Source organism: Holdemania filiformis, assembly GCF_003459085.1.
In the GTDB taxonomy this organism is placed as follows: domain Bacteria; phylum Bacillota_I; class Bacilli_A; order Erysipelotrichales; family Erysipelotrichaceae; genus Holdemania; species Holdemania filiformis.
This window is the reverse complement of sequence record NZ_QRUP01000002.1, coordinates 250,350-276,669: the sequence shown is the minus strand read 5'-3', so window position 1 is coordinate 276,669 and position 26,320 is coordinate 250,350. Positions and strand designations below refer to the sequence as shown.

At 40.5% G+C, this 26,320-nt stretch carries 23 protein-coding genes; all 23 read right to left on the bottom strand.

All coding sequences use genetic code 11. From position 1 onward, the window contains the following. Positions 1-50: 50 nt before the first annotated feature. Positions 51-923 (bottom strand): GH25 family lysozyme, encoded by an 873-nt coding sequence (locus DWY25_RS03340; protein WP_117893637.1) that lies wholly within the window; start codon positions 921-923, stop codon positions 51-53. 116 nt (positions 924-1,039) lie between these two features. After that, positions 1,040-2,227 carry a non-hydrolyzing UDP-N-acetylglucosamine 2-epimerase gene (wecB, locus tag DWY25_RS03335; protein ID WP_117893634.1) on the bottom strand — a complete coding sequence of 396 codons (1,188 nt, stop codon included), beginning with the start codon at positions 2,225-2,227 and terminating at the stop codon, positions 1,040-1,042. Next, positions 2,224-3,438, bottom strand: coding sequence for a polysaccharide biosynthesis C-terminal domain-containing protein (locus DWY25_RS03330; protein ID WP_117893631.1), 1,215 nt, complete (start codon positions 3,436-3,438; stop codon positions 2,224-2,226). Before DWY25_RS03330 ends, wecB begins: the two co-directional genes overlap by 4 nt. Before the next feature lie 172 nt (positions 3,439-3,610). Further along, complete coding sequence (locus DWY25_RS03325; protein WP_117893628.1) at positions 3,611-4,843, bottom strand: nucleotide sugar dehydrogenase; 1,233 nt, start codon at positions 4,841-4,843, stop codon at positions 3,611-3,613. A 140-nt stretch (positions 4,844-4,983) separates the two neighbouring features. After that, a complete protein-coding gene (locus DWY25_RS03320; RefSeq protein ID WP_181981673.1) occupies positions 4,984-6,417 on the bottom strand; it encodes a flippase in 1,434 nt (477 codons plus the stop codon). Between the two features lie 36 nt (positions 6,418-6,453). Further along, positions 6,454-7,611: an O-antigen ligase family protein gene (locus DWY25_RS03315; protein WP_117893622.1), complete on the bottom strand. Its 1,158-nt coding sequence runs from the start codon at positions 7,609-7,611 to the stop codon at positions 6,454-6,456. Between the two features lie 1,858 nt (positions 7,612-9,469). Then, a complete protein-coding gene (locus DWY25_RS03300) occupies positions 9,470-10,633 on the bottom strand; it encodes a glycosyltransferase family 4 protein (protein WP_117893613.1) in 1,164 nt (387 codons plus the stop codon). Further along, complete coding sequence (locus DWY25_RS03295) at positions 10,630-11,742, bottom strand: stealth conserved region 3 domain-containing protein (protein ID WP_181981671.1); 1,113 nt, start codon at positions 11,740-11,742, stop codon at positions 10,630-10,632. Before DWY25_RS03295 ends, DWY25_RS03300 begins: the two co-directional genes overlap by 4 nt. Beyond that, on the bottom strand, positions 11,735-12,796 hold the full coding sequence (locus DWY25_RS03290) for an NAD-dependent epimerase/dehydratase family protein (protein WP_220412912.1): 1,062 nt from the start codon (positions 12,794-12,796) through the stop codon (positions 11,735-11,737). The genes DWY25_RS03295 and DWY25_RS03290 overlap by 8 nt, the downstream gene beginning before the upstream one ends. Beyond that, the gene (locus DWY25_RS03285; RefSeq protein ID WP_117893604.1) at positions 12,789-13,526 is read right to left on the bottom strand and encodes an IspD/TarI family cytidylyltransferase; all 738 of its coding nucleotides are present in this window, start codon (positions 13,524-13,526) and stop codon (positions 12,789-12,791) included. The genes DWY25_RS03290 and DWY25_RS03285 overlap by 8 nt, the downstream gene beginning before the upstream one ends. Before the next feature lie 29 nt (positions 13,527-13,555). Continuing rightward, a complete protein-coding gene (locus tag DWY25_RS03280; protein WP_117893601.1) occupies positions 13,556-14,461 on the bottom strand; it encodes a LicD family protein in 906 nt (301 codons plus the stop codon). Between the two features lie 27 nt (positions 14,462-14,488). Beyond that, on the bottom strand, positions 14,489-14,881 hold the full coding sequence (locus tag DWY25_RS03275) for a VOC family protein (protein WP_117893598.1): 393 nt from the start codon (positions 14,879-14,881) through the stop codon (positions 14,489-14,491). A gap of 19 nt (positions 14,882-14,900) precedes the next feature. Beyond that, complete coding sequence (locus tag DWY25_RS03270; protein ID WP_117893595.1) at positions 14,901-16,553, bottom strand: HAD-IIIC family phosphatase; 1,653 nt, start codon at positions 16,551-16,553, stop codon at positions 14,901-14,903. Between the two features lie 54 nt (positions 16,554-16,607). Then, positions 16,608-16,811, bottom strand: a complete 204-nt coding sequence (locus tag DWY25_RS03265; protein WP_117893592.1) for an acyl carrier protein — start codon at positions 16,809-16,811, stop codon at positions 16,608-16,610. A gap of 37 nt (positions 16,812-16,848) precedes the next feature. After that, positions 16,849-17,484: an acetyltransferase gene (locus DWY25_RS03260; RefSeq protein WP_117893589.1), complete on the bottom strand. Its 636-nt coding sequence runs from the start codon at positions 17,482-17,484 to the stop codon at positions 16,849-16,851. A 552-nt stretch (positions 17,485-18,036) separates the two neighbouring features. Next, complete coding sequence (locus DWY25_RS03250) at positions 18,037-18,807, bottom strand: sugar transferase (protein ID WP_117893584.1); 771 nt, start codon at positions 18,805-18,807, stop codon at positions 18,037-18,039. A gap of 23 nt (positions 18,808-18,830) precedes the next feature. Then, a complete protein-coding gene (locus tag DWY25_RS03245) occupies positions 18,831-20,057 on the bottom strand; it encodes a DegT/DnrJ/EryC1/StrS family aminotransferase (RefSeq protein WP_117893581.1) in 1,227 nt (408 codons plus the stop codon). A gap of 1 nt (position 20,058) precedes the next feature. Further along, positions 20,059-22,200: a polysaccharide biosynthesis protein gene (locus tag DWY25_RS03240; RefSeq protein ID WP_244925918.1), complete on the bottom strand. Its 2,142-nt coding sequence runs from the start codon at positions 22,198-22,200 to the stop codon at positions 20,059-20,061. Further along, positions 22,145-22,891, bottom strand: coding sequence for a tyrosine-protein phosphatase (locus DWY25_RS03235; protein ID WP_117893575.1), 747 nt, complete (start codon positions 22,889-22,891; stop codon positions 22,145-22,147). The genes DWY25_RS03240 and DWY25_RS03235 overlap by 56 nt, the downstream gene beginning before the upstream one ends. Continuing rightward, positions 22,888-23,643: a CpsD/CapB family tyrosine-protein kinase gene (locus tag DWY25_RS03230; RefSeq protein ID WP_117893572.1), complete on the bottom strand. Its 756-nt coding sequence runs from the start codon at positions 23,641-23,643 to the stop codon at positions 22,888-22,890. The genes DWY25_RS03235 and DWY25_RS03230 overlap by 4 nt, the downstream gene beginning before the upstream one ends. After that, on the bottom strand, positions 23,643-24,350 hold the full coding sequence (locus tag DWY25_RS03225; protein ID WP_117893569.1) for a YveK family protein: 708 nt from the start codon (positions 24,348-24,350) through the stop codon (positions 23,643-23,645). The genes DWY25_RS03230 and DWY25_RS03225 overlap by 1 nt, the downstream gene beginning before the upstream one ends. Positions 24,351-24,389: 39 nt before the next feature. Further along, on the bottom strand, positions 24,390-25,433 hold the full coding sequence (locus tag DWY25_RS03220) for an LCP family protein (RefSeq protein WP_244925917.1): 1,044 nt from the start codon (positions 25,431-25,433) through the stop codon (positions 24,390-24,392). A gap of 117 nt (positions 25,434-25,550) precedes the next feature. Then, positions 25,551-26,066 carry a transcription termination/antitermination protein NusG gene (gene nusG / locus DWY25_RS03215; protein WP_117893564.1) on the bottom strand — a complete coding sequence of 172 codons (516 nt, stop codon included), beginning with the start codon at positions 26,064-26,066 and terminating at the stop codon, positions 25,551-25,553. Positions 26,067-26,320: the final 254 nt, after the last annotated feature.

Here is a 26,320-nt window from a genome sequence, read left to right as displayed (position 1 = left end):
GTTACGCATTTTTTTATTTTTTCCTATCCCTTATCTGTCACAGCCTCTTTTTAAATCAGAAAGCGAAGATAGTCCAAATCGACCTGCATGTAGCCGACTACGCCTTGTCCCAGATCAACTTTAATCCACTTGTAGCCATCTTCCAGAACCGTAGCGCTGATTAAATCCACAGGCAAGCTTTCGCCCGGGCTCAGCTCCGCGATCACGGTTCCTGAAATCACGGCATTGCGCACATAATAGATGTTGCGGCGGCCGACACCGCGCACGACCTGCACCGTAACATACGGATTAATCCACTGAATATCCTGTCCCCCCTCTTCATTCTCGCCGATAATCACCGGATAGTTTTTATACGCAGTATTCAGATCACAGCGCCCCGGTACGCCGGGCACAGATCCGCTGCTCGTATATTGCCACATCCCGCAGGGTAGCGACGGCCCGTTGACATTCCATTGGGCCAGCCACAGATCGTAGCGGTCCAGCTCACTCAAGATCAGCTTGTTGCGAAACCAGTCCAGATTCGCGTAGACCATCGGATAGAAACCCGCTTCTTCAATTTTCTGGCAGGTGTAGCGGCAGATTTCAGTGTTCAGAGCTTTGTTATACAGCGTTCCGTTGCGTTCTTTGTAGCCGTCTGCGTCCTCCATGTCGATTGCAACCGGCATGCGCGGGGAAAATTGCCGGGCCAGCGCGATCAAACCGTCTGCTTCGCGCATCATCTCGGATTCGTTTAAAGCATAGCTGTAATGATAGAGTCCATACGGCAGCCCCGCGTCGTTGCATTTACGGACATTCTCACGAAACCGCAAATCTTCAACGAAGTGACCCCAGCTTGACCGCAGCATCACCGCTTCTACGCCGGAAGCCCGGACCTGCCGAAAGTCCACGTTTCCATTGTGCCGGCTGATGTCGATAACTTTCATGTTGCGTCCTCCTTTCTTCCCGGATTGTCCGGTAATCTATTTTATTCACGGAGAAGAAGGCGCTCTGGCGCATGTTCCTAGTTCAGTCTAAAACAAAAAAGGTGCGGTGAATATCTTTACGATACCCGCCACACCATTTTATTGATCACGCCCACATAGCTCTGAATAATCTTCACTACTTTGGTGCTTACATTTTCTTCAACATAATCCGGAACCGGAATTCCGTAATCCCCGGACAGATTCATTTCCACTGCGGTTTCGACTGCCTGCAGCAGCGACTTTTCATCAATTCCCGCCAAAACAAAGCAGGCTTTATCCAAGGCTTCCGGTCTTTCCGTGGATGTCCGGATGCAGACGGCCGGGAATGGATGGCCTACGCTGGTAAAGAAGCTGCTTTCCTCCGGTAATGTACCTGAATCCGAGACTACCGCAAAGGCATTCATCTGCAGGTGATTGTAATCATGAAAGCCTAACGGCTCATGTTGAATGACCCGCGGATCGAGCTGAAAGCCTGACGCTTTCAAGCGATTGCGGGAACGCGGATGGCAGGAGTACAGAATCGGCATATCATATTTTTCCGCCATTTTATTAATCGCGTTAAATAACGAAAGGAAATTCTTTTCCGTATCCAGATTTTCTTCCCGGTGAGCGGAAAGCAGAATATAACGATGCGGCTGCAAGCTCAGCTTTTCTAAAATTGTCGAGCTTTCAATTTCACTCAGGTTCTGATGCAGCACTTCCGCCATCGGCGATCCGGTTACGTAGACACGCTCTTTCGGCAGACCGCATTCATGCAGATACTTTCGCGCATGCTCGGAATACGCCAGGTTGACATCGGAGATGATATCGACAATCCGGCGGTTTGTTTCTTCCGGCAGACATTCGTCTTTGCAGCGATTCCCGGCTTCCATATGGAAAATCGGAATATGCAGACGCTTGGCGGCGATCGCAGATAAACAGGAATTGGTATCTCCCAGAATCAATAACGCTTCCGGATGAATTTGATTCATCAGCTTATAGGAACAGTTGATGATGTTGCCGACGGTTGCCCCTAAGTCGTCCCCTACCGCATCCATATACACTTCCGGATCCGCGATCTTCAGGTTTTCAAAGAAGATCCCATTTAATGTGTAGTCATAGTTCTGTCCCGTATGGGCTAGAACCACATCAAAATATTTCCGGCATTTGTTGATCACCGCTGCCAGCCGGATAATTTCCGGCCGCGTGCCCACGATGATTAAAAGCTTAAGTTTTCCGTTATCCTGAAAATGGATAGAAGAATAATCGGTTCTGATTTCACTCATTCTGCTGCCTTCCTCACTACTTCTTCAAAAAAGGTATCGGATTGCTCCGGGTTAAAGATTTCATTGCACGTCATCACAGTGACCAGGTTTTCAGTTTCTGACAGATTGATGATGTTGTGCGTCCACCCGGGAATCATATAAACGGCTTCTATCTTCTCGCCTGAAACTTCAAATTCAACGAATTCCCCAGTATGAATATTCCGTTCCTGAATCAGGCCGTGACCGGCCACGACAATGAATTGTTCCCATTTGCTGTTATGCCAATGCTGCCCTTTTGTAATGCCCGGTTTACTGATATTAATACTGACCTGACCGCAATCCAGCGTATGCAGGAGTTCCGTAAAGCTCCCGCGTGCATCACAGTTCATCTTCAGTTCATACTTAAATTTCTCCGCCGGAAGATAAGTTAAATATAAACTATACAATTTCTTCGCAAAGGAGCCTTCCGGCATTTTAGGCATCATTAACGTCTCAGGCTGTGCTTTGAATTGTTCCAATAAATCGACAATCTCGCCCAGGCTAACCTTATGCGTCACAGGCACGCAACAATAACGTCCATCTTCTTTCAAAACCGTTTCTACTCCATCAAATTCGCAGTGCTGTTCTTTTCCTTCCAGAAGATCAAACATGCCTTCAATCAGATCGTCGATGTAAAGCAATTCTAATTCCGTACTTCTGTCATTCACAGTGAACTCTTCATCATTCGCCACAGCCCAGCAGAACGTCGACACCGCTGAGTTGTATTTGGGACGGCTATGGCCCATTAAGTTCGGAAACCGGTACACGGCAACCTTGGCCCCCGTTTCTTCGGCATACTGGAAAAACAGTTCTTCACCTGCTTTCTTACTTTTGCCATACTCCGATTCCCCAAACCTTCCAGCCAATGTCGCCTGAATCGAAGAACTCAGCATAATCGTCGCTTTGTTCTGATGTTTTTTCAACAATTCCAACAATGTCGATGTAAACCCGAAGTTTCCCAACATGAATTCAACCGGATCCTGAGGTCGGTTGACACCTGCCAGATGGAATACAAAATCAGCTTTCTCACAGTACAGTTCTAATTCTTCTACCGTAGATTCCCGATCATATTCATAGATTTCATCGACTTTCAAGCCTGGTCGAGTTCTATTCTTATTTTCTTTGATATTTTTCAAATTGGCTACCAAAGCTGTTCCTACCATACCCTTAGCGCCTGTAACTAATATGTTCATTCCACACCGCCTATCACGTTGATATTGTACTATTAGTTAAACAAGGATTCAAGAAAGTATTTTCGCACTATCCTCTATATAAGTTTAAAAGACTTTTTATACTTTATTATTTAATATGTTCCTAAATGATACTAACTTGCATCCATATTACCTATTCAGTAGGAAAAGCTATTTAATCTCGTCCAAATAAATCTCTGGTATACACCTTTTCTTTAACCGTCTCGAGCTCCTGACTATAACGATTCGCGATGATTGCTTGGCTCTGGTTTTTAAATTCTTCCAGATCATTAACAATTTCTGAACCAAAGAACCGATCTCCATTTTCCAATGTCGGCTCATAAATAATGACCTTAGCCCCTTTTGCTTTAATCCGCTTCATAACACCCTGAATTGAACTCTGTCGGAAATTATCACTGTTGGATTTCATTGTTAATCGATAAACGCCAATAACGATTTCTTTTTCCTTTTCTTTATCCCATTGAGCACTGCCTGCATAATACCCAGCCAGTTGCAGAACCCGATCCGCAATAAAGTCTTTTCTTGTCCGATTACTTTCCACTATTGCCTCAATCAGATTTTCTGGTACGTCCTGATAGTTCGCTAGCAATTGTTTTGTATCCTTTGGCAAGCAATACCCACCATAACCGAATGATGGATTGTTATAATGAGTCCCTATCCGCGGATCCAGGCATACCCCATCAATAATTTGCTTTGTATTCAGTTCTTTCATCTCGGCATAAGTATCCAGCTCATTAAAAAATGACACCCGAAGTGCCAAATAGGTGTTCGCAAATAATTTTACAGCCTCTGCCTCTGTGAAGCCCATAAATAAGGTATCGATATTCTCCTTAAGTGCTCCTTCCTGGAGTAAGGATGCGAATACCTTTGCCGCTGTATTCAATCTCTCAGAATCATCCGTGGAAACGATAATCCGCGATGGATACAGGTTGTCATACAGCGCTTTGGATTCCCGCAAGAACTCTGGGCTGAAAATGATATTGTTCGTGTGGTACTTCTCTCGAACGGAAACTGTGTATCCTACTGGGATGGTCGATTTGATGACCATAATTGCGTCCGGATTCACAGACAGAACCAGCTCAATCACGGACTCCACGGCAGATGTATCAAAGAAATTTTTCCTGCTGTCATAGTTCGTTGGTGCCGCTATAATCACAAACTCAGCATCACGATAGGCTGATTCACCATCTAATGTAGCGGTCAGGTTAAGTTCCTTTTCAGCTAGATACTTCTCAATGTACTTATCTTGGATCGGTGAAATATGTTTGTTTATAAGATCAACTTTCTCCTGGATGATATCCACAGCTGTCACATGATTATATTGTGCCAAAAGAACAGCCAAAGATAGACCAACATATCCGGTTCCTGCTACTGCAATATTTTTCATTTCAAACTCACTCCCTATTTCTTTTTTACAGTATATTATTCAGTCTGGTATATCCATCATCATCTTGACCTTTAGTACCGAAAATGATTTCATATTTCTATTTTGATTCTTGGTACGGCCATAGCATCTCTGCTCAATTTTCATCTTCTAAGAAAATGTCGTATCATGTCCTTATGCCGCGATAACAATATATGCATACACAGGCCAATATATGTTACAATCCCGACTATTACTTCAATTACAACTGATAAAAGGCTAACACCAAAATGTATGCCTACCATCCTTACGGCCGCAAACATTATAATTCCAGGAATCAAATATGCAGCACCATCTTTCAGATATTCCGCTATTGGTAATTTTTTTCTCACAAACCACGTCTGGTAAATCATAACAGCACCCTCTGCGCAAATCGTACCCACTACAGCACCAGCAGCGCCATATCGTCCAATAAGAGCATAGTTTATAATTAAATTGATAACAGCGCCAATCCAAACAGATATCACGTAGGGCTTGTCGTACTTCAACGGAATCAAGTACTGTGTACGGATCACATTCGCCCAGCATTTGAAAAAAATTGTTGGCGAAATTAACATAATCAGTGATCCCACAGAGGTAAACTCTGTTCCAAAGAAAACCGGTGAAAATTCCTTGGCTACACCAGCGATGCCAAACATCAATGCAAAGCCCATGAAACACACAAACTCCATTGATAATCTTATGTATCCCCTCGCTTTTCCCTTATCTCCACTAGCAAATAGACTAGACATCCGCGGAAGCATTACAGTCCCCAGAGCAGTTATCAGCCCCATTGGAACTGTGATTATTCTCTCTGTACTTTCATAGAATCCATTTTGCGTCACATTGCTAAGTAAACCTATCATTATCTTATCCATTTTGTTGTACAAGGTAACTGCAATAACAGGAATAAAAAGCACAATCATTTGCTTGAAGTGTTGCTTCATCCCACAAAAACTGGGTTTAACAATATCTATTTCTTTTTTTAAAAATGGCCAAATTATCAAGTTGCTGATAAAATGCCCGCCAACCATCAATAATGTATATAGCCATACCTGCGAGGAATTTTTGACAAACATAAAGATAGCAACAACCGTAAGCAGACGGACAACAGCATTTCTCATAACAGTCAGCTTAAACTTCTCCATTCCGAAGAAAAACCAATTAACGTCAACAAAAGATGCCATCACCGTCAACAATTGTATACACGAAACCAACCGGTACTCTGTAGGGCAAAACCATACCAGATAAACACAGTACACAACTACCATAATGGCTGTCGTGAGCATCTGCAGTGTTACTATATTCCAAAATGCGGTACTTCTCTTCTGTCTGTCATTCTGTAATGCTGCTACCGTCCTATTGCCATAGTTATTCACTCCGAGCATCCCCACAAGGGCAAGGCAATATGCGATTGAGTAGGTATAGGAATAAGTTCCTACTCCATCGGCTTCCAAAACGCGGGATATGTACGGGGTAGTAATCAATGGCAAAATTATAAGCAGTATCTGGTATACTGAATTATACAGAAAATTAGAAATCACATTCGTTTTTTTCAAGTTATATCCTCTCATATAATAATATTGCTTCATTAGTTATCTACTATGTTTCTTTGAATATATGCTTATGAATGTAAGCATAAAAAACACAAATCGTATAGAAGATGCCTCAAATTGGGACATTAACATGAATACCCCAACACAAACGGAAAGAAAGTCTGTAAGATTCTTATCGTCAATTTTTCTTATCCATGAACAGGCATAAAGGAACAGTCCGATAATCCAGCCAAATCCTACTAAACCAGTCTGATAAATTATGTCTAAATATATGTTATGTGAGCTCAGGCCTCCAACTTCCTGCAGCATTTCCTGGTCGCTTTTATATCCAAGCCCCAATAACCGATGATTCACGAGATTATTCCGGGTATTCTGCCAAATCATAGTCCTTCCACTGAAAGTCAGGTTTTTCCCTACAAGTGCAAGAAAAGCCATAATAACTGCTGGCCTATCACCATTCCACACAATAAGGAAGAAGAACAATATGTTAATCAAAACATAGATTTTCAAATTTAATATGTGTTTAGGCCATCCAAATCTGGAAACAACCAGGTACGCCATTATAAGGCATATTCCCACAGTTGAAGTAACAGAATGCACTTGCAAATAAGTAGCTATAACAAGAAGACAAAATACAATATATTTCCAAGTCAATTTCTGTTTGAATTTCATCTCATAGATATATCCTGGAATCAGCGCAAACAGAATATAAATTATAAATCCGTTGTAATTTCCGAGCAGAAAACAAATTCCATCAAGCTCATGTCTATCATAATAAAGTCCTTTTGGAAATATGATAATAGACAGATAATTGATAAGTACTAATATATAGAATAGCCCATATACAGTCTTTAAAAACAATCTCTCGTTTCTTTCATATGCAATCTGAACTGCTATGCATAATCCCAACAACAGTATTCCTTGGCCGTAGATTGCTGACGAAATAGAGCCTCCATTAATAAATGTTGATATTATTTCCGTTAGGATATATCCTATAATAAAAATGAGGGATGAATTATATCTTTTAAAAATTATTGCATATAAAGTAACTCCCGCGGAAAATATAATATTTAATATGGCCCGCAAATAGTTCAGAACACTGATCTGCAAAAAATAATTTGGGAAGAACGCTGTAAAAAGAACCATCCCCAATACAAAAATGTAAAAAAATTCTTTCTTATCTATTTTGATTGACAACTCGAATCCCTCCGCATTATCAGGAAAATCGGATTTTTTTTAATCTTTACAAAATAATCCATAAACCTCCTCCTCAGACTAATATTCATCATAAGGTATATATCAAATATAACAACGACATCAATAATAAAAGATCTGGCTCCTGTTACAAATAAATGAAGAACCAGAAAAACAATCAGTTCCAATGCTAATATTTTCTTTTCTCTTTTCCTCCGATCTGTCAGAACAACAGGGAGAAGAGCCACTGCAGCAAATTCTGCGGCCTGTATGACATACATTTCTATACGGTACATGAAACCGGATTTTATCACTGTCCCCATTTCTATATTATCATAGGTAAAGCGGATCTACTCCAGCGTATATCCATTCAACATGAGCATAATGGATGATGATGCCTAAACAGCTGTAAACACAGCTAAAAACCCATAAAACGGTATTAACAATTTATATCTAAGTTCACAGCTTTCTGCTTTCTCTGGTCCCGAAAAAAATAAACTGAAAAAGGAAACCTCAATTTTGGAATCCGGATTTTAAACTTATTCCTAACCTAGCAAGCCAGCAAAAAAGAAAAGGACACCAAAAAAAATCACTGTATACGCCCAATCAGACGTTTCATTTAATTCATATAATTGTAATGTAGTCAAAAAGACATTCAGCACCCATATTCCTGTAAAAATGAATGCCGGATGATATACATTTTTTTCCTAAAAAATGTCAGGAACAATATAAAAACCATTATAATCAAATAACAATATACCATATCAATTCCTTTCCACAGACTTAGGCAGTCTGTCTTACTGGCCTCTGCCATAAGTAAAATACTCAGGATAACAGATGTCGCCATACAGCAGCAATAAAAGAAAATGTTATATATAGGAAATTCAAGCAATCTTGCAATGGCACAGATCGCAATGTGTGAAATATACAGTTCCAATGAATCCCAGCATAAGAGAAAAATCGATTTAGCTTATCGCACTTCATTTTTTCTAACAGCATAACAACAACACAAATCAATGCTACAGCAAATACCAAAACAGCCAATCTGCTCCTCAAAATATTCGGCAACGTATACTTTCCTACCAGCATTCCAAAAATGCAAACGCAAGCCATAAATTTATGGGCTATCCCTATAACATAGACGATTCCATCACCTCTGTTAGACTCATCCCCGGCATAGAGAGGCTCTCCCATATATGCGCCTGCCAGAAAAATTGGGATCCTCCACAAACAATTTCAATGTTTTCGTATGTATCTTTTCCGAAAAACCATACAATGGTTATAAGCAGAACACTTCCAGAAATAATAATCATTAATCGACGAAACGCCATCTTCTTTTCAGTATCAAAGCACTTATACACAAGCAGATATAAAATGTATAATGGAAGCAGCAGTTCTATGTACCAAAAACGTGTAACACTATCGCACCAAAAGGAAGCAAACGAAAAATCATATACTACATTTATGAAACTCCCTTTCAATATGATGATATCTTCCACAATCCAATAAATCCCCACCAATAGCATAAGCGGGTAAAATTCTTAGTAAATGGCGCTTATAAAAACTTTTTACAGTATTATCCATTTTTAGTGAATAACACAAACTATTCCGCTTAGAAAAAGGAATATCTCAACATCAATGCTGCCTATCAACAGTACATATACTTCTGCCATCATCCATAGCAGTCCGGAATCATAGACAGCAACATAGTTTTCACATTAGTGAAAGATCATAATGCTGATAATAGCTCCCGAATAACACATTTCGGTACTTGCTTATGTTATTTAAATACGCTTTCTTCATTCGGATTCCTTCCTTTTGTAATGCTAAACCCTTGTTAATCCCATTCAGGAAAATCCTGTCAGCAGTTTTTCCCAGCGTTCTTATCCATTATGGAACCATATACTGCCGCCACTTTTTCCGCAGTCCTTTTGATTGTGAAATTCTCCCTGACATAGACATATGCCCGCTTCTGGATCTCCTCCACTTCTTTTGGATGTTTCACCGCAAACTCAATCCTGTCCGCTAATACTTCTACGTCTCCGACCGGATACAGGAAGCCTGTAAAACCATCTTCCACAAGCTCTGATGTACCGCCGCTATCTGATCCGATGAACAGGAGTCCTGCTTCCATAGTTTCTACCGTCACTCGGCCAAATCCCTCTTTTTCAGAGCATAAAACTCCGATGGAATAACCGTTCCGTATACTTCTTAAGTCAGGCGCAAAAACCTGAAATTCAACTTTTGCTTCCAGGCAATTCCCAGCAATATATTTACGGATTTCGTCCTGATATTCCTGTGACAGGCATTCCCCAATCAAAAGGAGATGGACATTATATCCCCTTTCAGTTAATATATGTACAGCTTTTACAGCATCCATTTGCCTTTTACCTTCCATAATTGTCCCGGCAAACAAAATCCTTATTTCCGTGGGATCAATGCAATGCGGTCTCCAATCGGCATCAGCTAATTCTATCCCATTGTAAATACATACAATATCCCTTTGGATCCTTTTTTCCCAAGTATCCTGAACTCCTTTTGAAATTGCTATGACCTTCTGTGATTGATTAATTAATTTGTATGCATATTTCTCAAGTGAGAACTTTCTATGATAATCTTCCATTAAAAATTCCCGTATGTGCCATACATATGGGACTTTCAGCCATTTTGCAAGTACAGCGCCGCCAATCCCGACCACTTTGTTGATATGGACAACGTCAATGTTCTCTTTTCTGAGCTTAAGCGACAGAATAAATGTCGTTGCATAATTATATATGATCTTTAAATGCTGTGCAGCTTTTCTGCTTAAGGATACATTCTCACCCACTCCATCTGTCAAAGAAACGGTATCACAAATATAATAGCGAATATTATTCTTTTGTAACTCTTCCTCTAAGGTGCCTCTGAACCGCACAATGGCAATTGGATCAACCCCATGCTTCCTGATCTCGCACATTAAATTTACCATTGACCTGCTGGCACCTGTGCTAATTGAACTGTCTTGGGCAAAAAAACACACCTTCATGCCGCCACCCCCATCCGGATTGTTTTTGGGGAAATAGCGCACGCAAAGTTCCCGGCATCCGCATTTGGAAAATCAAAAACAATTCTGCTCTTCTGCCTTATTTTTCGAATGAAGATTTTTTTGGTAATATGGTATCCAGTCCAGCATTCAGACAATCCACTATGCTGCTGATGCCCCCCCACATAATTTTTGAGAACTCCGTCATTTAAACATACCACCTTATACTTCTGATTTTTTACAGCCTCTGCCACCTTTTCAGCACCTTCCATGCTGTGTATTTGAAAGCATTTTCCAAACCGTGTACTCCTTGGATGGAAATTTCCAAAAGCATACTGCCAATATGAAAATATCCAATGATTCACATCCATGGGTTCCCTGAATCGATGCGCCGAGGATTGTGACAAAAGGGCACCTTCCTCTTCCCATACCGTCCTATAAGTAGATTTCAGATAGCTATATGGCAAATGCAAATTCAGAAAACTTATAAAGTGTGGATAGGTGAGCAAAGATAATGTTCTTAACAGGCCGCTTCCATACTTCACATTAAGCCACTGTCTCGGATTTTTCCGCAGGACTTTCTTTTTTTGAAAATGTTTATTTATCACAGCCGTACCCGCAATGGGTGCAATATGCAAAGCAAGCCCCTCTGTCATTTCATATGCTCTGGGAGACAGGATTACTGAATCGCACGATTTCCCGTCATTAAAAAAATCCGTTTGCTTTACCGGCGCAGTCAGGATCATATCATCATTTAAATAAACAAACTGATCCGCCAGATCCCCAATCCTGTGCAAGTTCATATCAATACAGCAGCTACTGAATGTCGGAAGCCATTTCTTTGGGATATAGTCGCCGTGTTTAACCACATTAATTTGGGGATGTCCTGCGTTTAACCATGACGAAACATGTCCACAAGTAACAATGTGAATTTTCCTGACCCTTGGGACATATTTTTCTATTCCACGGAAGAAAAATCGTAAGTCGGTCCAATCCCGATATCTGTTCGGATTAACATCCACTGTTTCTCCGTATTTATATTTATTTTTCTTACACTGCCACTCTATATCATAACTATCAAGGTAAGTAAGTACAAAACCTATCTCATTCATAACTTTCCTCATCCCAGCTCGTTATCATGCGGTGATACATTTCTTCCAGTCCTACAGATGCTTTCCAGCCAAGTCTCTCCATTTTCTCCCCAGACAGCCTCATACACGATGCCGGAGCATATCCATGCATATTCCCTTCCGGGATATCAAAGACAACATGACCTCCCCAGTTAGCTGACACCAAAGCGGCCATATCTTTTATCTTCATAGAGTTGCTACTATTAACAATTGTATACGCTTCTCCGATCTCGCCCCTTGTCAGCATGCAAAGCAATGCACCGACACAATCCGCCGTATAACAGTAATTTCCCATAGACTCCCCAGCCGTATGAAGTATAATATCCTCATTTCGAAGTGCGCTTTTAATGAATGAAGCATATACTTTATTTTCCGTTTTCTTTACCCCTGCACCAAATGTCTGCGCCAATCGTGCAATCTTAATAGGTACCCCGTACTCCTGTGCATAAGACGCACACAGCAACTCACAGGCCCGCTTTCCTTCTGAATAGGAGCTGCGGACGTTTAAGATATCAATTTTCCCCAGTTTATCCTCCGTGATTGGATTCATATCCTCAGTTGTGACACCATATACCTCCATAGAAGAAAGATATATAAAACCTTTGACAGATTTCTCTCTGGCAAGTTGAAGCAAATTGTATGTTCCCTGTACAGATGTCATGAAAGTTTCTACGGGGTTTGTAACCATATACTTCGATGTGGTCATGCTAGCCGCATGGATAATATAATCCACACTGTCTTTTAACTGAATCGGCTCTCTCACATCTCCAATGATGACATTTATCTGTTCATCTTTTCCATAAACTTTCTGAGCTTTGTCCAGGCTCCTCGCAAGAATGTATACTTTTATATCCGCTCCAGTCTGCTGGCGGAAATGGCAAAGAGTCTTTACAAAAAGGGAACCAATCAGACCTGTAGCACCGGTCACAAGAAAGGACCCGTCCTTTAATTTATCCCAATCAATATATGTAGCCGAAAGAAGCCTGTCCATATCTTCCCGGAGAACGTTCTGTATACAGTCCTTCTGTTCAATCAATCCCAAGCCCCCCAATCTGTTCATTCTCCCTCGCCATGATGATTGCCCGGAAAATATGGTAATCCATTGGATTTGTAATCTTTATATTTTCCATAGGTCCTGTCACAGTATGCAGAGTTACCCCATAGTGCTGCATCAGCATAGCCGAATCAATCATCTCAGCCTCTCCGTCGGTCAAAGCGCGTTCATGGGCTGAAATAATATCTGACAGGTAAAAACTCTGCGGTGCTCTTGCCAATCTGCACCGTCCACGATCTGCAACTTTTTCAATATCACCGTCTTTATTTGTTTCAATGATCGTTTCTGTGGCCGGAACCACCGTTATTGCGTTCCCGTATTTTTTTACAGAATTTATGTTATCGCTGATAAGCTTCGCATCAATCAGCGGACGAACTCCATCGTGAATAAGAACAATAACATCCTCCAGCCTGGCATCAACATAATCACGGACAGCATACAAGCCTTTTCGCGTAGATTCCTGGCTGGAACTTCCTCCAGGAATGATATCCAGAACTTTTTTAATATTAAATTTCTCTAACTTTCCACGCAGAAATGGGATCCAGGCCTCCACACACACTACAATAATCCCATCTATTTCAGGATGTTCGTCAAAATGTTCCAATGTATGTATAATGATGGGTTTTCCATTCATCTCCAAAAACTGTTTCGGTTTATCATTTGTATGCATTCTACAGCCAACGCCACCGGCAAAAATAATAGCAATGTTCATACTGTATCCTCCCTGTTTACCGGCACTAATTACTTTCGGCCGTGTTCAAAATCAAGCCTTAGGCACAGATGCTTTTCCCTGTTCTCTTTTTCAGGAATCTTCATATAATTTCCATAAAGTCTGGTCATATAGACATCTTCTTTGTTTACGATAAAAATCTTCCTATCCTCAAACGGAACAAGTTTCGGAGGATAAAACACATCCTTTGGATAATAAGCTCCCCTATACTTCTCGCGACCTGCCGCAATGGTTATATGATTTGTTTGCTTTCCTTGGATAAACCTGTCAAAGGAAGCAAACCACTTTTCGGCTGACCTAAACGAAAAAATAGTTCCTATTGCTATCCGGATCTTATAGTATGTCTTTCCTTCGGAATTCAGCATAAATTCTCTTAAACTATCGCTCTTATACTGTTTCCAATAAACGCTATATGAAATCAACCGAAGCAAATCAGCAGTAATGCCTTTGAGCTGAAGTGCAATCTTATTATCCGGAGCATAATCAATTGGTGTGATGTCAATGTATATTCCCGTTGGATATGGTGATTTTTCATCAATCATGTTGAGTAGTGTCGTACCCTTCTTCATGATACGCATTAAGAAGCAGTTTGCACCCGACTTATATCCAGGTGCCAACAAGTCATAGCGATCAGACAACTCCTTATCAAACACCTCAACCAATTTTTCATAGTCATTCCGCGGCATATTAATATCCATGTCATCATCCCATGGAATGAAGCCTTTATGACGCACAGCGCCTAAAGATGTCCCTCCCCCCGCAATCATTTTGATGCCATATTTTTCACATACCACGTATAAATCATCGTACATACCAAGCAGAGTTTCATGCATACGGACAATATCTTCATCGGTCATTTCATATAAATTGCTTGCACTGCTCTCAAGTGAAGCATAGTTCTTCTTTAATGTGATCATTGTTAAATCTCCATTTCTAATGGTATGTTAGCTTTCCACAATCTCCATCAATCCCATTCCCAGGTTCATCATAAATACTACACGTTTTCCTCCGAAAGCTACTGCCGGCTGCGGTTCAATAATCACTTTAAATCCCTGTTTTTTCAGGCTTTCAATCTCACTGTCAAAATTATTGCTTTGATAGCAAATATGGTAAGGAGTCCCAACCACATTGCTCAAATATTGATCTACAGGCGATTCTTGTTTTTTGTCCAGCGGGCAGACCAATTCAAGCCTATAACCATCTTTCTCCCCAAACGCGATTTTTACATTTCGATCTGCATCGTCAATCACCGGACCGAAAACAAAACCTAATGACTCAAAATCCTTCTGTGCCCTGTCTATTCTTTTTACTGCATAGCCTATGTGATCAATCCTCATCTTTTATTCCTCTGGTTCGTTATTCTTCAAATCTAATTTCTTTGTAAAATGCAAAATCTTTTTTCTGGTAGCCCTGAGTATCCAGCTCATACGTTTTATGACCTTCAATGTCTGTTATTAATCCAAACCCAAGCTTGTCGAAAAGATCTTTCACTGGCGTATTCTTTGCGGTAGGGATAAACTCACCCGTGATCTTCTTTCCGTTGCACATGCCAGCAATCTCATTCAGGATTACATCCTCAAGTTTCCGCCCCATTACCCGGCATGACATGAGAAAGCTGTCAATAATTACCTGTAAATCCTGTCCTTTCAGGATTATCACGCTAATGAGACCACTGTCCCCATACTTGTCGGAGCAATGAACAACATAGACAACATTGTGTGAGTCTGCCGCGATTTCCTGGAGCTCATCCTGCGTATACCGTTTTGTCGTTACATTAAACTGGTTCGTTTTATTGATAAGCTGAACTACCCGCTCCATCTCTGAGTCCCTCATCCTGTGGATATCGACAGCCATCTCAAGTTTTGCTATGTAATCATCCAGGTTGAGACTTTCACTCATCTCCTGTTTCCGTTTCGACTCATCTTGGTACATCTGTGTCTTTTTTAAATCATTACTCAAAACACGAAGCGGACGGCAATAGTCAAACCAAATTTTTTCCGCAAATTCCAACAGTTCCGTTGTATCAGCCGGAAAATCAGGAACCAATATTTCCGGGCATTCCCCTTTGACAGTCTCTCGTTCCACCGGATTGTCATCAATGAAGATAAAACCACCCTCCGTCAGGTTCAGCTCACGTTCCATTGCTTTCAGATTAACTGCCTTGTTTTCCCAGTTGATTTTTCTGCTCACGAAGTCTTCTTCTCTGAGAAGCATAGCAGGATGTTGTCCTATCACCATCTCAGCATCTTCCGGATTATTTTTGCTGTTCAAAGCAAGCACAATCCCTCTGTTCTTCATCTCAAGGATCTGGCGCTGAAAATCGTAATACCTCTGCCCTTCTTTGTGGTTGGATAGCTCTATGCCATCGATTCCATCCTCGCCAACAACCCCGCCCCATAGCGTGTTATCGAGGTCAAGCGCAATGATTTTCTTTCTGCTGCCAAATGCAGACCTAAGAATTCTGCCTATTTCGGATGCGACAGCATTAAGCCCATCCCTCGAATAGGGCATGCTGCTTATATACCACATTTTGTTGGAATAAAACTGTTTTCGGCCAATCTCGGCTATCATATCAGCCAGGTCAAACAGGTAGATATTACTTTTGCTCTCTATCAATCCTTGCACATACTGATACCAGTTGTTTTCAAGCTCATATTTGCCCCTTCGCTCCGAAAGAGATTTAATTCTATTTTCGCGGACATCAATGGTTGACACAAAGATTGGAATGCTCTTTATTTTTGTCACAAGTGCCGTCAACGCCTGTTTCCATAACGAAATCCGTGCATCACCTTCCCCATCTTTCCACGAACGTGCCTCTGTCCCATCCAACAGAACAATTACTGCATCCGGCTCTGCTGAATAAATCCCGGCGGAAGGGTTAATTGCCTCCTGTACCCAAGTATCAAATCCCTCTGGTAGATAAAAATCGTACTCTCTGCGAAGTTTCCCTATAATCAAATCAACCGTAACATTTGATAGCAGTGCTACCTTTTTCTTTGAGTCAGCCATATTTAAATAAATCTCCTTTAGATACAAACCAGCATCTAACAATGGAACACAAATTCATTTTATAATCTCATACAAATCTGCCAGCGTCTTTACGTCGCCAAGGCTCTCCATAGGAATGGAAACACTATATTCGGCCTCCAACTCCATCACCAATGTGAGCATCATAAGGGAATCCCATTTACCTTCTTTATAGGGTGTATCCATAGTAACCTGATCTTCCTCCATGATCTCGGCCACAAATTCCAAAAATCTTTTCATAAAAGTTCCTCCTCAAATTTTTTTAGATAATATACGCTTAGAAGCTAACCATTTTTGCGGGATTTCCAAGTACTTTTTTCCCTGCTCTGACTCTTGTCATGACTGTGCTGCCGGCACAAATATACACATCATCCCCGATTTTTAAACCTGGAACCACATGGGAGGTTGTTCCCATAAATACGCGCTCTCCAAGCGTACACATTCCTGTAATGTCACAATGCGCACTGATTGTGCAGTATTCACCCAATACAGAATCATGCGCAACCGAGGAATACATATTGATAATGCATCCATCACCGATTACGGCATTGTCGGAAATCAAGGCATAAGGATAAATAATAACTCCCTCACCTAAGGTACAGCTATCAGCGATAACAGCGTTCGGGTGGATCAGATTGATAAACACCGCTCCCTTGGCTTTTAGTTTCCCCATGATCATCTTACGGATATTGCTGTTCCCAATGCAGCAGACAAATTCGTCATCCGCTTCAATCAGATACTCATCTATCGAGCTGAGAACAGCTATGCTACATTTCTTCCCCTCCAAAACATCAAGGTCATCATCAAGAAAACCTTTGATGTTCCACCGGTTCTCTTTTTCGTTTATATCCTTTGCCCACTGGTGAACTTCACGTCCACACCCACCGGCACCTATAATTATCAGATTCTTCATATGACTCAATCCTTCTTGCTATCATTAAAACAATTCAACAGTCTTTTACTATTTGCTCAGACAGTCCTGTTTTCTCACGAGTGATTTTTACCTCGGGGTATTACGCTCTTTTTTCTACAAACTCATCAAGGAATCAGATATAGTTAGCAGGGACACCAGCGCATCCCCCGAAATACTTTTGTTCACTAAAGTGCCTGCTGCCACTATTGTATCGGATCCAATCGTTGCATTCAGAAGTATTGTGCTATTGGCTCCAACAAATACATTATCCTTAATATCAATACAACCCAGATATTCTTGAAAGCCGCTCAGTTTATTGTTCAGCATTCGATGAATGACATCATGTGACACAAATGAAACATCTGAAGCAATCCACGCATTGTCACCAAAGGAGATAAGCTTGGGATATAGCGGAATCTTCCGGAACATGGACATGCAGTTATTCCCAATGTGATAAAGAATATCATGCTTTTTCAGATACTTTGCTCTTTTTATCACTATTAAGCATAAGCACATACCAATCGTATGGCGAATTCGATACCAGGTCCATCTTTACTCCTCCCCGGCTACCTTTTCATTACCCATAAACTCAGGCATCGTTGCATCATCAGCAGCGCAGATGCCCTCTCTCTTTAATACTGTATTTACAGTCTGTAATATGATCTTCCAGTCACCAAAAAAAGTAATGTGATTCACATACTTTACATCCCAATCGAACTTTTCGACCCAAGAGATAGCATTCCGTCCGTGAACCTGTGCCAGTCCTGTGAAACCCGGCCGAACTTCATGCCTCCTGGCCTGATATTCATCATAACGAGAAAGATAACGCACAAGCAATGGTCTTGGCCCAACTACTGCCATGTCTCCTTTGAGCATATTTATTAGTTCCGGCAGCTCATCGAGAGATGTACTTCGCAGTGTCTTGCCAAATTTCGTGAGTCTCACCTCATCCGGAAGTAACTCTCCATTCTCATCCCGTTCATCCGTCATTGTTCTAAATTTATATAGTTTGAATATCTTCCCATTGAGTCCCGGACGATCCTGTGTAAATAACACAGGAGAGCCGAGTTTGATTCGCACAAGCAAACCAGTGATAAACATCACAGGCGATAGGCCAATAGACGCAAGCAATGCGCAACAGAAATCCTGCGGACGTTTTATGTATTTCTCATAGAAACCTTGTTTGTGTGGAATCCTCTGCTCAGCCTTATTTTCAGATTCCCTGACTGCTTTTTTCTTTTTCACAAATTTTCCTATCTGGTATCCAATCATCCCGGCAACAGCTCCTACAGCAGCATCTATTGCTAATTTCTTCTTATCCATCTATTACTCCATCAAACACATATCTACCCAAAACATCCTCTGACGATCTCAATCACTATATCCTGCTGCTCCGGCGTCATCTTATTGTCAGACGGTAAGCACAGCCCTCTGTTAAAAATATCAGCCCCAACGTCAACACATCCACCAGCTATGTACGCATTCGTCCGACACCTGCCGCTGCCATCCACTGTAATAAACGCATGATTCCTATACATCGGCTGCATATGCATTGGTTTCCATATCGGTCTTCCTTCTGCATTATATTTAGCCAGTGTTTCAAGAATTTCTGTTGGACAACTCTTTCCTGATTCACTAATAAATAATGCCTCTTGTTCTCCTCTGATCTGTCTACACATTGCCTCGGGGTTAATTATCAAACAACTCAACCAAAAGTTCGGTTCACTGTTCGCGACATCAAAGGGATTCATTTGCACAGGTAAATCCTTGAAACCTTCTTTATACCTTTCATAAATAGCTTTCTTTTGGGCAATATGTTCTTCTAAATAAGGAAACTGACCTCGGACAACACCCGCGATAACATTACTCATTCGGTAGTTATAGCCTAACTCTTCATGCTGATACCAAGGGGCGTTTTCTCTTGCCTGAGTAGACCATTTTCTTACCTTATTTGCGGCCGCTATATCATCAGTCAATAACATTCCACCAGATGAACCTGTTATAATTTTATTTCCATTAAAGGAAATGCAATTATATGTTCCAAAAGTTCCTGTCTGTTTTCCTTTATAAGTCGCGCCTAATGATTCCGCAGCATCTTCAATAATAATTGCCATATGCCTTTCACAAATTGTTCTAATTTCATCCACTTTTCCCGGCGTACCGTACAAGTGAGCGACAACGACAACCCGGACTTCTGGATACAATTCAAACGCCTTTTCCAAAGCTATTGGATCCATGTTCCAGGTATCATATTCCGTATCAATAAAAACAGGAACTCCACCTTCATAAACAACGGGATTCACTGTCGCGTCAAAGGTCAAATCACTGCAGAACACTTTTTCTCCTGGCTGTACTCCCGCTAATTTCACCGCCATATGCAAAGCCGCTGTTCCCGCTGAAAGGGCCACTGCATAGCGACAGCCTACCTTCTCACAGGCTAATCGTTCGACTTCATTAATATTTTCCCCTACGGTTGACATCCAGTTTTTTTCATAGGCTTCCTGCATATATATCAATTCTTCGCCATGCATGGTTGGTGAAGACAGCCATATTTTTTCTTTAAATGGTTCCATTCTAATCTACTCCCCCTATCGTTAAAACCGGTTCAGGATTTTCCTGTTCTTTTTGACTGAGTTTCTGAATCTTCTTTTTCTCGCTCTCATCTAGCTTTTTATTTCCAGGATGATATGTTGGAACGATTTCAGAAACAAGCTGCTTGATGTTTTGACTATTGGTATAGCTTGCTTCTGCTAAGATTTCTACTTGCCTCATAAACGCTTCCACATCAAATGGAATGGGTTTCGCAATGTGGATCAGTCTATTCGGTGTCGTTTGTAATCCTTCTTCTGCCATCAACTTCTCTTCATACAGCTTCTCTCCTGGTCTTAATCCGGTATACTCAATTTTGATATCTACATCAGGTTTATATCCAGATAGCTTAATTAGATTTCTCGCTAACGTATCAATTTTCACAGGATCTCCCATATCCAAAACAAAGATCTCTCCGCCTCTTGCATACGTTCCTGCCTGAAGTACTAAGCTCACCGCTTCCGGAATCGTCATAAAGTAGCGAATGATATCCGGATGCGTTACCGTCACTGGTCCACCTTCCGCTATCTGCTTTTTAAATAACGGAATGACGGATCCATTACTGCCTAAGACATTCCCAAACCGGACCGCTACAAATTCTGTCTTGACCGGATTCGTTCTCACTTCGTCAATCGGATTCCAGCTGTGTGACCAAAGCTGGGGTAATAGATTAACTTGTCCTGTCTGGCTGATTTGATTCATACTCTGAATCACCATTTCACACAATCGCTTGCTTGCGCCCATAATATTGGTGGGATTCACTGCTTTATCTGTACTGATTAATACAAAGCGTTGGCATCCACTCTTTAATGCAGCGTAAGCTGTTTTATACGTTCCGATAACATTATTCTTAATTGCTTCATTGGGACTGCCTTCCATTAACGGGACATGCTTATGCGCCGCCGCATGATAGACGATGTCGGGTTTATACGTTTCAAACACCCAATCAATTCTCCGGCTGTCTCTTACTGATCCAATAAGTACAACTAAATTCAACTCCGGATATTTCCGTTTCAATTCCTGTTCAATGTCATAAGCGTTATTTTCATAGATTTCAAAAAGGATTAATTGTTTCGGATGATGCCCTGCGATCTGTCGGCACAACTCACTACCGATTGATCCTCCGCCTCCAGTGACTAAAATCGTTTTTCCTTTAAGATGCTCAAAGATTTCATCCAGATTAACCTGAATGGGTTCTCGCCCTAAAAGATCCTCAACCGCGACTTCCTTCATCTTCGATAACATCACGTCACCATTCACTAATTGATAGATCCCAGGAAGGATCTTCAGCTCACAGCCTGTTTCTTTACAGATATTTAAGATGTCCCGCTTTTCTTCGGCTCTCGCACTTGGAATGGCGATTAAAATCTGTTGAATCTGATATTTCTCAACGCTAGATAAAATATCATCCCGTCCGCCAACGATTGGGATATTTTCAATGTACCTTCCCCACTTATTCGGGTTATCATCAATGATGCATTGCACCTTACCGACATCAAACTCTGTTCTCTGAACATCTCTGAGAATCAATCGCCCGGCATCCCCTGCACCAATTAACAGAATATTCTTACCTTGGCTCTTCTTCTCTGCCTTTTCCCTGCGGCTGCGTTCCAATAAAACGAAACGATAAGAAAAACGAATTCCGATAATCAAACAAAACTGGATGATCATACCAAACAGAATATAGGAAATCGGCATTGCTTTAAATAATGTCGTTATTCCGACAAAATGAAGAAATCCAGTAACTATTGTTGCGGCTGTTACACGCAACAATTCACTGTATCCCGCAAACCGCCATAAGCTCCTGTATAATTTCAACACTGTAAAAACTGCTACACAAAGTACAGTATAAAAAGGCGCAAATTGAATCCAGGCTTTCAGATAAACCTCTGGAATCAATGAGAACCGACAATCAAAACGAAACCATAAAGCCAGTAAATAAGATAAATTGACCGCTATAATGTCATAGATAAGTAAGTAGAGAGAAATCACTTGCCAATGTTCAATTCTCTTTTTTTCGAGCTGCTTCATTTTCTTTTCCCCTTCTTCCCCCAATGAAAAAAGGCTCTTTTCAAAGCCATAAAAAGTGTTTCTTTTTCTTCTTGATTTCCCTGTATTCTTGAACATTCGGTTCATTCTTTAAAATCTTTTCAGGATTTTTCTCTATCAATTGAACAGCGAACTGTTCTCCAAATTCTTCCGCAAGGAACTCTCTTGCCTCAGATAATACACAAGGCCGATGTTCGTTATGAGCGTCACTGGCCACAAAACTAACAAAGCCATGTTCAATCATTGGAATGAGTACTTTCTTTGTTTGTTTCTTAAATAAGCTGTTTTGATTTGCTTGTAAATAATATCCTTCATCCAACCATCGCAAACAAAAATTCGGATCTTCCTGAACATAACTGTACCGTTCAGGATGCGCGATAATGATCCGATATTTTAACGATAGTTCATAAAGAATTTCATCATATTCATCCTTATAATTTTGGAATGGAAATTCGACTAGGATGTAATCTGATTCAGCTAAAGTTAAGATTTCATCTTTTTCTAACAGCTCTGGTAAGTCCGGATGAATATAAAGCTCATTTCCTAAATGAAGTTTTATCGATCCTGTATAGGCTTGTTTCAGTTCACTGAATCGTTGTACAAGCTCTGGCGCCTTTGTCCTGAACTCTCCATTTTTCATGAAATGCGGTGTTGTAATCAGTTCTGTGATTCCGTCCTGTTCAGCTTGTTTTAATAAAGAAAGTGATTCTTCTAAGCTCTGACTTCCATCATCCACGCCTGGAATCAAATGACTATGAATATCAATCATTTCTTTTTATCACTCTTTTTCGTAATGGATGAAATGATTGAATTCTTCTTTTTTTTCTGTGTTGTCTTTTTCTGCGAATCACTATATCGATAGCCATAGCTGTTATAGTATTTTCGCTGAACTGGCATCATCGTCATCACAATCCCAATGACATTGACTTGTGTCTGTTCTAACTGATCCTTGACTCGAAGTAATTCTTTTCGGTCATTCCGATTCGAGGCACAGATTAGAATCGTTCCATCACAGTAAGAAGCTGCCACAATGCCATCGGTCACCAATCCAACCGGTGGACAGTCTAAGAGAATTAGATCGTATTCTTTCTTTCTCTCCTCAATGAATTCTTTTAGCGCATTCGATTGGATAAACTCAGAAGCAAATGGAATCTTCGTTCCTGCGGTAATGACATCCACATTTTCATAAGGTTGTAAAACCACTTCCTCAAATTCAGCTTGATGACCGATGATATCCGAGATGCCTTTTTTATTCTTTAACTTCAGTTTCTTATGAATCGTTGGCATACGTAAATCTAAATCAATGACTAATACTTTTTTCTGTAATTGGGCATATACCATAGCCAGATTGAGGACACAGGTACTCTTCCCTTCCTGGGCTGTCGTTGAAATAATGTTGATGACCTTCATATCCCGATCGAAGTTTCGCATCAGAATATTAGTTCTTAAAGTCCGGTAAGCTTCGGATGCAGGCGCATCTGGGTCGATTAAGGTAATCAGTTCGTCGCCAACTCTTAACATTATTCTGCACCTCCTGTTCCATGCGTCATATCAGGTATTAAACCGATTATCGGATAATCAAAGATCTGTTTCATTTCTTCTTCAGTCCGGATATTTCTGTCATTCAGCAAAATATATAAAACAATACAGCCGTCAATAATACATCCCAATAAGAATCCAATCAAAGTATTTTTAATGTTCGACGGACTGGATTTTTTCTCTGGAATCTTTGCGGAATTTAAAACGGTCACATTTTCAATATTCATAATAGAATAGATCTTATCTCGAAATACATCCACGATCTCATTCGCAATCACTGCGGCTTCTTTTGGATCTTTTGATGTTACTGCAATCGTAATGACTTCCGTATCTTTCACTGAACTGATCTTAACGATCTTCTGATAACCTTCCGTATCCAAGTCTTCCAATCTCAGATTCTGAATCACTTCATCGCTGATTGCTTCACTCTTCAAGATCTCACTGTAGGTGTTCACCAGTTTCTGAGATGTTTGAAGATCATTGTAGCTAATCTGTTGACTATCTGGATTAGACTTTTGGACAATGATCAGCTTTGCTTCCGCTGTGTATTTCTTCGGTATCAGAAACAGCGTGATCAAAGCGGCTATAATCGAAGCGGCCAGAATGATCAGTGCGAAAGGTTTGAAATGTTTTTTAATAATTTCAAACACCCGTGACAGATCAATTTCAATTTCGTCGTTTTCGTACATTCTCTTCTCTCCCCTTATTTCTAATTAAAAAGATCCTATTCAGGATCCGAATTCTCTTTGTATATTTTGTTCAAGTTGAACAATCGTTGAACTTGGCTGATAATCTTCATCCTCATAGATATTCCAATGAAGTTCTTTCGCCAGTTCTTCATAATTCTCCATCATGTAGATTGGGCTGAATCCGTTGTATTCGATTACCTTCTCGATTGAATCCATTCCTTTTGATGGAATCTGAAACTGATCCAGATGCTTCAAATCAAAACTCAATAAAGAACTGACATAATTCTTAATTTCATTGTTCGTTAGATTCGTTTCTACATAAGGAAGCATTTCATTGACGACATCCATCAATTCAATCAGGTTCTTTTTACTGAGTTTCTCTACAATCTTTAATATAACTTCATTTTGACGATCCATTCGATGAAAGTCATCGTCAAGTTTTCTTAATCGGCAATAGCCAAGTGCTTGCTTTCCATTGAAATGAAAAACATTGCCATCTCTTGTTGCCCCCAACTCTACTACTTGTGTAGCTAATAGTCCGTCAGGTAGTGAGATATCAATCCCATCCACTAAGTCAACTAACGTTTCTAACGCTTCGAAACTAAATCCAACATACTGAGTGATATCTAAATCAAAGTTATAATTCAACATCTTGACAGCCAACTCAGGCCCACCTCGCCAATGGGCGTGGTTAAGTTTGTCATAATCGTTATAGGGTTCCGGTATCCAGATTAACGTATCGCGTTGTAATGAAGTAATCTTGATCTTTTTAGCATCAAAATCCAATGAAATAATCTTTGTGGCATCGGATCGTTCCATCTCATAATCATTCCATTGTGCCTTTTTTGCATTATCGGAACCAAACAAAGCAATATTTACGATGTGATGATTCTTCACTTGGTCTAAGACTTCCTGATTGATCATCGCGTCTTCATCTGTCAGTTTTCGAGATCGGATTGTTTTATTCAATAATGAATCAATATAGAGATTTCCGCTCAGAACTAATCCTAAAATTAATGTGATGAGAACCCCTGCAATTAATAATAATGACTTTGTTTTATTCCTTTGTTTCTTTCGTTTCAATTTGTCACATCCTTTGAAGTAAAATAAAAAGGTAGGCTTCGCCACCTCAAGCTTTCGATGAGTTTGTAATCTATAATCGCGAATGAGATCAAAAGTGCCTGAACAACTATTTGATTTCTATCCGTTTTTTTCAATGACTTCTAATCCCAGAATCAAAGGAATCGCTTGACCGCATAACTTAACGGGCAATGTTGCTAAGCGTTGATGGCGTTTAATTTTTTGAATCTCTTTCTCGTGGCCTTGCAAAGGGCCTTTTAAAACATGAAGTTCTTTATTTTGAATGATTCCTGTTGAAAACCTAAGGATCTTTTTCTCATCCAACAGTTGTTCCAAAGTTTCTTTTTCATCAGAAGCTAAAGAGAAATAAGCGTCGGCTTCCCGGTGAATTCCCTCTGAGCCCGGCTGATTTCGATCAAGCCATTCATTCAGCTTCTTCGCAAACTGCGGCGGTGATGCCGGATCATGAATCAGAACGGTTTCCGGAAACAGAAATCTTAATGTCAGCATTGTTAGATCCCCTTTTTTGAAATACATTTCCTTTTTTGGTACAAAGGCATCAAATTGAGAATTCAACAACACTTCTTTAACTTGTTCTTCTTGGAAGCGTTCCGTTTCAATAAAATACCAACTCATTCTCCCACCCCTCTCTAATAAAAAAAGACCTCTCTCTTGCCCGCTGCAAAGTGGTTACAGTCGTTGTCCGTCAGATAACGTACACGTTTATTGACAAGCGAGGAATAGGTCTATATAATGGGTTACAGGCTAGAAAAAGAAGGAATTTCCTTTATTTTCCAATGTTTTTTTCGAGTCACAAAAGGTGTAAATTATTTTACATAATTAATCCGGAAAATGTCATCAATGACATATTTCCTGTCACGAACAGTTAT

What these genes read in the sequence shown, in the direction of transcription:
- DWY25_RS03280 (WP_117893601.1), bottom strand. Translation starts at nt 14,461, where the DNA reads ATGATCACATTAAAGAAGAACTATGCTTCACTTGAGAGCAGTGCAAGC.
- DWY25_RS03225 (WP_117893569.1), bottom strand. Translation starts at nt 24,350, where the DNA reads ATGTACGAAAACGACGAAATTGAAATTGATCTGTCACGGGTGTTTGAA.
- DWY25_RS03250 (WP_117893584.1), bottom strand. Translation starts at nt 18,807, where the DNA reads ATGGATAAGAAGAAATTAGCAATAGATGCTGCTGTAGGAGCTGTTGCC.
- DWY25_RS03285 (WP_117893604.1), bottom strand. Translation starts at nt 13,526, where the DNA reads ATGAACATTGCTATTATTTTTGCCGGTGGCGTTGGCTGTAGAATGCAT.
- DWY25_RS03270 (WP_117893595.1), bottom strand. Translation starts at nt 16,553, where the DNA reads ATGGCTGACTCAAAGAAAAAGGTAGCACTGCTATCAAATGTTACGGTT.
- DWY25_RS03340 (WP_117893637.1), bottom strand. Translation starts at nt 923, where the DNA reads ATGAAAGTTATCGACATCAGCCGGCACAATGGAAACGTGGACTTTCGG.
- nusG (WP_117893564.1), bottom strand. Translation starts at nt 26,066, where the DNA reads ATGAGTTGGTATTTTATTGAAACGGAACGCTTCCAAGAAGAACAAGTT.
- DWY25_RS03265 (WP_117893592.1), bottom strand. Translation starts at nt 16,811, where the DNA reads ATGAAAAGATTTTTGGAATTTGTGGCCGAGATCATGGAGGAAGATCAG.
- wecB (WP_117893634.1), bottom strand. Translation starts at nt 2,227, where the DNA reads ATGAGTGAAATCAGAACCGATTATTCTTCTATCCATTTTCAGGATAAC.
- DWY25_RS03260 (WP_117893589.1), bottom strand. Translation starts at nt 17,484, where the DNA reads ATGAAGAATCTGATAATTATAGGTGCCGGTGGGTGTGGACGTGAAGTT.
- DWY25_RS03245 (WP_117893581.1), bottom strand. Translation starts at nt 20,057, where the DNA reads ATGGAACCATTTAAAGAAAAAATATGGCTGTCTTCACCAACCATGCAT.
- DWY25_RS03295 (WP_181981671.1), bottom strand. Translation starts at nt 11,742, where the DNA reads ATGAATGAGATAGGTTTTGTACTTACTTACCTTGATAGTTATGATATA.
- DWY25_RS03330 (WP_117893631.1), bottom strand. Translation starts at nt 3,438, where the DNA reads ATGAACATATTAGTTACAGGCGCTAAGGGTATGGTAGGAACAGCTTTG.
- DWY25_RS03235 (WP_117893575.1), bottom strand. Translation starts at nt 22,891, where the DNA reads ATGATTGATATTCATAGTCATTTGATTCCAGGCGTGGATGATGGAAGT.
- DWY25_RS03275 (WP_117893598.1), bottom strand. Translation starts at nt 14,881, where the DNA reads ATGAGGATTGATCACATAGGCTATGCAGTAAAAAGAATAGACAGGGCA.
- DWY25_RS03240 (WP_244925918.1), bottom strand. Translation starts at nt 22,200, where the DNA reads ATGTTCAAGAATACAGGGAAATCAAGAAGAAAAAGAAACACTTTTTAT.
- DWY25_RS03325 (WP_117893628.1), bottom strand. Translation starts at nt 4,843, where the DNA reads ATGAAAAATATTGCAGTAGCAGGAACCGGATATGTTGGTCTATCTTTG.
- DWY25_RS03230 (WP_117893572.1), bottom strand. Translation starts at nt 23,643, where the DNA reads ATGTTAAGAGTTGGCGACGAACTGATTACCTTAATCGACCCAGATGCG.
- DWY25_RS03300 (WP_117893613.1), bottom strand. Translation starts at nt 10,633, where the DNA reads ATGAAGGTGTGTTTTTTTGCCCAAGACAGTTCAATTAGCACAGGTGCC.